At 33.4% G+C, this 1,445-nt stretch carries 1 protein-coding gene; it reads right to left on the bottom strand.

Annotated features, from left to right (window positions below):
- Window positions 1-160: 160 nt before the first annotated feature.
- On the bottom strand, window positions 161-1,081 hold the full coding sequence (locus EMN46_RS18530; RefSeq protein WP_154202500.1) for an IS110 family transposase: 921 nt from the start codon (window positions 1,079-1,081) through the stop codon (window positions 161-163).
- Window positions 1,082-1,445 lie beyond the last annotated feature (364 nt).

Here is a 1,445-nt window from a genome sequence, read left to right as displayed (position 1 = left end):
CCGAAAGATACTGTGTTAAATTCCAAATAATATTATCAGAAATTATTATTAAATTTGTAATTCATAAGGAAGTCCTCTTACTGCAAAGACTATCCTGTTCAGGGGAGACATAGTTCTCCTCTTTTTTATACTAAGACAATGTCTTATACTTACTTACTGTTTATTTTTCATTGTAGTTTTCAATAAAAGTAGTATCGTTTTTCCATAATGTATAGATTAAGCAAAGCATTTTCCTTTGAACGGCAGTTCCACTTATTAAGCCATTTTTTTTACGCTCATTTAAATTCATATAGAAGCTATTAAGYGTTTTATTGTGTTGTATTGCACATAGCGAAGGCATATATAAGGCTCTGCGAATATGACTATTGCCTTTCTTAGAAATTCTTGTTCTTCCTTTGAAATTTCCTGATTCCTTGTGTACTATATCATAACCAGCAAAACTTGTTAGTTGTTTCATATTGTTGAATGCTGCAAAGCCAAATGTCTCTGCAATAACAACTRCAATGGTTGTTATTGCAATACCTGGTGTACTTTCTTCAATCTGTTTTACTTTACGATTTACTTCCGCATCTTTTTTAATTGTTGATTTGATGTCTTTATCTACCGCTTTTAGCTGTGTATTTAAAAGAGTTAATCTAGCCTCCAATCTTGTAACCACATCTGATTCTGAAAAAGCGGAATACTGTTCTGCATGAAGCATRTTTTTTAATCGAGTACTATCTTTTTGTATAGTCTCTCGCTCTCTAGTAAGTTGTTTTAACGTTTGATAAATTTTAGAGCCAGGATTCCATGACTTCAGCTTCCTTTCTGCTCCCATRCGTYCTAAAGTCTTAGCATCCAACTTATCCGTCTTGGATTTATTATCCAAGCTCTCCGAATATTTCTTAGCCTTATTAGGCAAAACAACATGGACTTGTCTATCGCTATTATACAAATAACAGGCTAAGTTCTCGTAATAAACACCTGTCGCTTCCATCGTGTAACTTACTATATTATTAACTTTAACTTTAACTTTCCTTTCAGCCCAATCGATAAAGTCTTTAAAGCCTTTGGCTGTATTAGGAAATTTATGCCTTTGCAGATTATATTCTGGTCATTCGTTAGGTATATGATAGCTGCATAAAAACTATCTTTTGCCATATCAATACCAACACTCACTCTTGAGACTATGTTTTCCATTCTAAAGTAATTAARTTAATATGGAATTCTTCTCAGTCTTCTCTCGTTTTTTTACACGAGCTTATATCGTCAGAAATATAGCTCTAAATACTTAGTCCAGACTCGAAAGAAAATAGRAAATAGCCACTATTTCTTTCGGACGATATCGATTCAATCGTATCTTGCCTTCCCAGTGGTACTATCTCCTTCCATTCAAGCCCCTAAAATACAAAATTAGGGTATGAATGAATCCTTTTATTTTCTTTCGTAAACGTACGAGCTTTCGG

Source organism: Ancylomarina sp. 16SWW S1-10-2 (genome assembly GCF_009669305.1).
In the GTDB taxonomy this organism is placed as follows: Bacteria; Bacteroidota; Bacteroidia; order Bacteroidales; family Marinifilaceae; genus Ancylomarina.
The sequence above is the reverse complement of the archived record's forward strand: the minus strand, read 5'-3'. Positions and strand labels throughout refer to the sequence as shown.